General features: G+C 73.2%; 7 protein-coding genes. 5 read left to right on the top strand and 2 right to left on the bottom strand.

What is annotated here, in order from left to right; translation table 11 throughout:
• Positions 1–875: GntP family permease (locus FHP29_RS03920; RefSeq protein WP_240044294.1), on the top strand; the 875-nt coding region annotated here is incomplete at its 5' end.
• On the opposite strand, the gene FHP29_RS03915 is transcribed toward FHP29_RS03920, so the two are convergent.
• On the bottom strand, positions 859–1,554 hold the full coding sequence (locus tag FHP29_RS03915; protein WP_139621548.1) for an HNH endonuclease family protein: 696 nt from the start codon (positions 1,552–1,554) through the stop codon (positions 859–861). The genes FHP29_RS03920 and FHP29_RS03915 overlap by 17 nt on opposite strands.
• 73 nt (positions 1,555–1,627) lie before the next feature.
• Here FHP29_RS03915 and FHP29_RS03910 point away from each other — a divergent pair, with 73 nt between their 5' ends.
• The 3 genes from FHP29_RS03910 to FHP29_RS03900 are packed head-to-tail and all read left to right on the top strand — an operon-like array spanning position 1,628 to position 4,549.
• Positions 1,628–3,334, top strand: a complete 1,707-nt coding sequence (locus tag FHP29_RS03910) for an NAD(P)/FAD-dependent oxidoreductase (RefSeq protein WP_139621547.1) — start codon at positions 1,628–1,630, stop codon at positions 3,332–3,334.
• Positions 3,331–3,879, top strand: a complete 549-nt coding sequence (locus FHP29_RS03905; protein ID WP_139621546.1) for a hemerythrin domain-containing protein — start codon at positions 3,331–3,333, stop codon at positions 3,877–3,879. Before FHP29_RS03910 ends, FHP29_RS03905 begins: the two co-directional genes overlap by 4 nt.
• A gap of 34 nt (positions 3,880–3,913) precedes the next feature.
• Entirely contained in the window at positions 3,914–4,549 is a 636-nt protein-coding gene (locus FHP29_RS03900) for a class I SAM-dependent methyltransferase (RefSeq protein ID WP_139621545.1), read from the top strand.
• Here FHP29_RS03900 and FHP29_RS03895 read toward each other — a convergent pair.
• Complete coding sequence (locus FHP29_RS03895; protein WP_139621544.1) at positions 4,542–5,126, bottom strand: mismatch-specific DNA-glycosylase; 585 nt, start codon at positions 5,124–5,126, stop codon at positions 4,542–4,544. The genes FHP29_RS03900 and FHP29_RS03895 overlap by 8 nt on opposite strands.
• A gap of 25 nt (positions 5,127–5,151) precedes the next feature.
• Here FHP29_RS03895 and FHP29_RS22485 point away from each other — a divergent pair.
• Positions 5,152–5,651: DNA methyltransferase (locus FHP29_RS22485; protein ID WP_240044293.1), on the top strand; the 500-nt coding region annotated here is incomplete at its 3' end.

Genomic DNA, 5,651 nt, shown 5'->3' with positions numbered 1-5,651 from the left:
CGGCCATGCACGGCCTCGTGCCGCCGCACCCCGGCCCGCTCACCGCGATCGACTACCTCGGCGCCGACCTCGGCACCACCCTCGCCCTCGGCGTCGCCGTCGCCATCCCGACCGTGATCATCGCCGGCCCCGTCTTCGGCCTCGTCGGCCGGTACGTCATCGTCGAGGCGCCGCACCGCTTCGAGGCGACCGACCAGGAGGACGCGCCGGTCCGCCCGTCCTTCCCGATCACGCTGGCGTCCGTGCTGCTGCCCGTCGTGCTGATGATGGGCAAGGCGCTGGCCGACATCTTCATCGACGACGCGACCGACCCGCTGCGGCGTACCCTCGACGTGCTCGGCACCCCGCTCATCGCGCTGGCCCTCGCCGTCGTGGTCGGGATGTTCACCCTGGGCCGCGGCATGGGCCGCGACGGCGTGGCGAAGTCGCTCGAGTCCTCGCTGCCGGGCGTCGCCGGCATCCTGCTCATCGTCGCCGCCGGCGGCGGGTTCAAGCAGTCCCTGGTCGACACCGGCATCGGCACGATCGTCGCCGAGCGGGTCGCCGACTCCAACATCTCCGTGCTGGTGCTCGCCTGGTTCGTTGCGGTCCTGATCCGTCTCGCGACCGGCTCCGCGACCGTCGCGACCGTGACCGCGTCCGGCCTGCTCGCCCCGCTGACCGAGCAGCTCTCCGGCGGCGAGGTCTCCCTCATGGTGCTCGCGATCGGCGCCGGCTCGGTGTTCTTCTCCCACGTCAACGACGCCGGCTTCTGGCTGGTGAAGGAGTACTTCGGGATGAGCGTCGGGCAGACCCTCAAGACCTGGTCGGCGATGGAGACGCTCCTGTCGGTCTCCGGCCTGGTGTTCGTGATGGCCCTCAACCTGGTGATCTGACCGAGGCCCGGCAGTAGCCGAGCATGTCCTCCAGTGCGGCCACCTCGCTCGGGTCGACCGTGAGGCCCCACCGGGCCTTCACGGCGATCCACCGCCGGGCGTAGGCGCACTGGAAGGCCTTGCGGGGGCGCCAGGCGGCAGGGTCGCCGGCGCCCTTCGCGGCGTTGGCCGGTCCGTCGACCGCCAGGAGGCCGGAGAGGTCGTTGGCGTAGGCCTCGCGCCGCTCGTCGTCCCACGAGGACGCACCGGACACCCACGCCTCGGCGAGGGGGACGACGTGGTCGATCTGGATCGCCTGCGCCTGGGCAAGATCCTTGAGATCGTCGAAGGCGAGCGTCCTGCCGGTGTAGGGGTCGGTCCAGGTCCCGGCCAGGACGTCGTGGTCGCACCGCCCCTGGTGCGCGGAGCGGACCGTCCCGGGCTCCGCGTCGCGGACCAGCACGTCGTCGCGCTGGTTGCAGCCGTTGCCGTCGACGTCGGCCCACGGCCTGCCGAAGGCGTCGCGGTCGTAGTCGGTCGGTGGCCGCGGCCGGTCGGTGACGGTGAGGCCGGCGAGCGCGAGCGCCGTGTCGGTCGGCGGCGCGCTCGCCTCCGGGGTCCGCACCGGAGCGGGGTCGCCGGCCGTCGTACCGCACGCCGTGAGGAGCACGCCCGCCACCAGCACCCACCACCGCGTCACGGGCGTCACCGTAGGGCGTACCTCCGGCGGAAGTACGTCGATCGACGAGGTCCGCGCTGAGAGACTTGTCGGCGTGAACCCACCGGCATCCCCGCCCGTCATCCTCCTGGTCTCCGGAGACCACCTCGACGTCCTCGCCGAGCAGTTCCACCGTTACGAGCGCGAGTACGACGTCCGCCCCGCCGGCACCGCCGCCGAGGCCAACGCCGTCCTCAAGGAGGCCCGGCGGAGCGGGCTGCAGGTCGCGCTCGTCGTCACCGACTCGCAGCTCCCCGACGAGCAGATGCTCGTCGCCATGCACGACTGGCGCTCCCTCGTCCCGACCGCGCGGCGGCTCGTGGTCATCCCGATCGACAGGTTCGGCGAGGAGAGCGCCTCGCTGCGGCCCTACCTGCAGAAGGGCAAGTTCGACACCTTCCTCGTCCTGCCGCAGGGCCGGCGCGACGAGGAGTTCCACTACGCGGTGGTCGAGATGCTCAGCGACTGGGGCGCGACGGTCGCCACGTCCGAGGTCGACTCGGTGCGGATCATCACGCCCGAGGGACTGCCGCTGGCGCTGGCCATCCGCGACTTCCTCGACCGGCAGGGCATGCCGCACCGCACCTATCCCCCCGACAGTCCGCAGGGCGAGGAGGCGCTCGCGCGGCTCGACGGCCCGCCGTCGTACCCGCTCGTGCACCTGACCTCCGGCGTCTTCGCCGACCGCCCCGTGCTGATGCCCACCTCCACCCGCGAGCTCGGCGCCAGGATCTACGGCCGGCCCTCCGACGTCGAGGTCGACACGGTGGTCGACATCGCCGTCGTCGGGGCCGGTCCGGCCGGCCTCGCCGCCGCCGTGTACGGCGCCTCCGAGGGTCTGTCGACCGTCGTCATCGAGTCCGAGGTGATCGGCGGCCAGGCCGGCACCAGCTCGATGATCCGCAACTACCTCGGCTTCCCGCGCGGGATCTCCGGTCAGCGACTCGGCCAGCGGGCCCGCATCCAGGCGATCCGCTTCGGCGCCCGCTTCTTCACCGGCTGGCCCGTCGTCGAGCTGCGTCCCGGCACGGACGGCCGGCCACACACGCTGGTGACCGACGGCGGGGAGGTCCGCGCCCGCTCGGTGCTCGTCGCCTCCGGTGTCGCCTACCGGCGCCTCGGGATCACGACCCTGGAGGACCTGGTCGGGGCCGGCGTCCACTACGGCGCCGCGATGACGGCGGCCCGCGAGATGGAGGAGCGCGACGTGTACGTCGTCGGCGGCGGCAACTCCGCCGGGCAGGCCGCCGTCCACCTCGCCCGCTTCGCCCGGTCCGTGACGATCCTGATCCGCCGCGACGACCTGGCCGCGACGATGTCGAAGTACCTCATCGACGAGATCGCCTGGAACCCGCGCATCGACGTCCGCCCCTGCACGGAGATCGTCGACGGCGGCGCCGACGACAGCGGGCAGCTCGGCTGGCTGCGGCTGTGCGACGTGCGCACCCGCGAGGAGGAGCGGGTCGCCGCGGGCGGGCTGTTCCTGCTCATCGGCGCCGCGCCCCACTGCGACTGGCTGCCCGCCGACGTCCGGCGCGACGAGCACGGCTTCGTCCTCACCGGCCGCGACGTCCCGACCGAGTGCTGGGTCGACGGCCTGCCGCCGGAGAACCTCGCCACCTGCGTGCCCGGGATCTTCGCCGCCGGCGACATCCGCTCGGGCTCGATGAAGCGGGTCGCGTCGGCCAGCGGCGAGGGGGCCTCGGCCGTCTCCCTGGTGCACGGATACCTCGAGGGCCCGCGGGTACCGACCTCGCCATGACCTCGGGAATCGACCTGGGACGTCCCGCGTCGGGAGACGTCATCGACCTGATCAGCGACGACCACCGTCGCTTCGAGCGGCTGCTGGCCCAGCTGAGGCTCGGCACCGCCGACCGGAACGCCGTACGCCGCGCCTTCGCCGACGTGCTGGTCGCCCACGGCACGGCGGAGGAGGAGGTCGTCTACCCGGCGCTGCGCGGCTCGACCACGGACATCGGCGACCACGACGTGGACAACGGCGTCGAGGAGCACGCGGAGAGCAACGAGGCCCTGCTGGTCGTGCTCGAGATCGCGGGCACCGAGTCCACGGGCTTCGCCGATGCCGTGGAGGACCTGAGCAACGTGGTCGCCCACCACATCGCCGAGGAGGAGCTGCACCTCCTCGAGCCGGCACGCACCGAGATCTCGACGCGGGTGCGCTGGGACCTCGGGGCGAGGTGGGCGCGTCGGCGCAACGAGCTCGTCGACCAGCGGTGCGGCGCCGTCGAGAGCGTCCGGCAGGTCGTCGCCCGCGCGCAGCAGCGAGGGCTGCTGCAGGACGCCTGACTCCCGCGATCGGGCGGTCAGTAGCCTCACCGCCATGACCGACGGCTCAGGAACGCGCCGCCAGCGGCTCTTCGCGCGCTGGTATCCCGAGATGATGCAGCGCATCGAGGAGGCCGGCCAGTCGGCGATCCGGGAGCGGCACCTGGCCCGCGCGCAGGGCCGGGTGCTCGACGTCGGCACGGGCAACGGCTACTCCGTCCCGCACTACACCGCGGCCGTCACCGAGCTGGTGATGGTGGAGCCGAACCCCGGGCTGCGCGCGCAGCTGCAGCGTCGTACCGGAGACATCCGGGCCCGTGCCTGGCAGATCGCCGACGGCGACGCCTACGCCCTGCCGTTCGAGGACGCCTCCTTCGACGCCGTGGCGGCCAGCCTCGTCTTCTGCTCCCTCGACCGCCCGAAGGACGCGCTCGCCGAGCTCGCTCGGGTGGTGCGGCCCGGCGGCACCTTCTGGTTCCACGAGCACGTCCGTGGCTCCGGGCCGCTGCGCCTGTTGCACGAGGTCGCGACGCCGATCCAGCGGCTCGTCGCCGACGGCTGCCGCCTCAACCGCGACTTCCTCGGTCTGCTCGCCGACTCCGCGTTCGAGGTCGTCGAGGTCGAGCACCTGCGGATGCCGGGCCCGCCGGCCCGGATCGCCCCCCTGGTGGTGGGAGCCGCGGTCAGATGACCCCGGCCGCCACGGCGACCTCGCGGTAGGCGGCCGCGAGCGACGCCACCGTCTCGTGGGCGTTGAGCCCGCTCGGGTTGGGGACGACCCACAGCTCGGCGCCGGCGAGGTCCTCGGGCTGCCGGCCGGGGACGGCCCTCGGTCGCCCGAACGCCGTGCGGTAGGCCGTGATCCCGGCGATCGCCACCACCCGCGGCCGCTCGCGGGCGACCAGCTCGGTGAGCCGGACCCCGCCCGCCCGCAGCTCCTCGGCGCTCAGCTCGGAGGCCTTCGCGGTCGCGCGGGGAACGACGTTGCTGATCCCGATCCCGCGCTCGCGCATCATCGTCCGGTCGGCGTCGGTCATCCCGTCGGCCGGGTCGACCCGCTCGGCGATCACGCCGCCGAGCAGCAGCGCAGGGTAGAAGCGGTTGCCCGGGTGCGCGAAGTGGGTCTGGGTCGCCGCGGTCCACAGCCCCGGGTTGATCCCGACGAACAGCAGCCTGAGGACCTGGCCGGGGGCGTTCGGGAGCAGGTCGGGGACGACCGCGTCGCGGAAGGACTCCAGCTCGGCTCGGGAGAAGGTACGACGCGCCACCCGGCGAGCCTGCCACGATGGGGCGGTGGCGGCCGAGCCGGGAGCACCCTGGAACACCTTCGCCGAGGGCGACAACCTCGACGTGCTCGCCGACCTGCCCGACGGCTCCTTCGACCTCCTCTACCTCGACCCGCCGTACAACACCGGCAACGACTTCGCCTACCACGACGACTTCCGGGGCGCGCGCGGAGCGGGACCGGCCGGACGGCACGCCGCGTGGCTGTCCTACCTGCGTCCGCGCATCGAGGCCGGCCACCGCGTGCTGGCCGCCACCGGGGCGCTGTTCGTGAGCATCGACGACCACGAGGTCGCCCACCTGCGACTGCTCCTCGACGAGGTGTACGGCGAGACGAACTTCCTCGCGCAGGTCGTGGTCAACCTCAACCCGAAGGGCCGCCAGCTCGGCCGGGGCTTCGCGACCTCGCACGAGTACCTGCTCGTCTACGCCAAGGACGCGGCCCGGTGCGTGCTCGACGCGTCGTCGGCGACGACGGTCGTGGAGGCGGACTTCCCGCTCGAGGCGCC

Source organism: Nocardioides albidus (genome assembly GCF_006335005.1).
GTDB lineage: Bacteria > Actinomycetota > Actinomycetes > Propionibacteriales > Nocardioidaceae > Nocardioides > Nocardioides albidus.
This window is presented reverse-complemented; position numbering and strand designations above follow the sequence as displayed.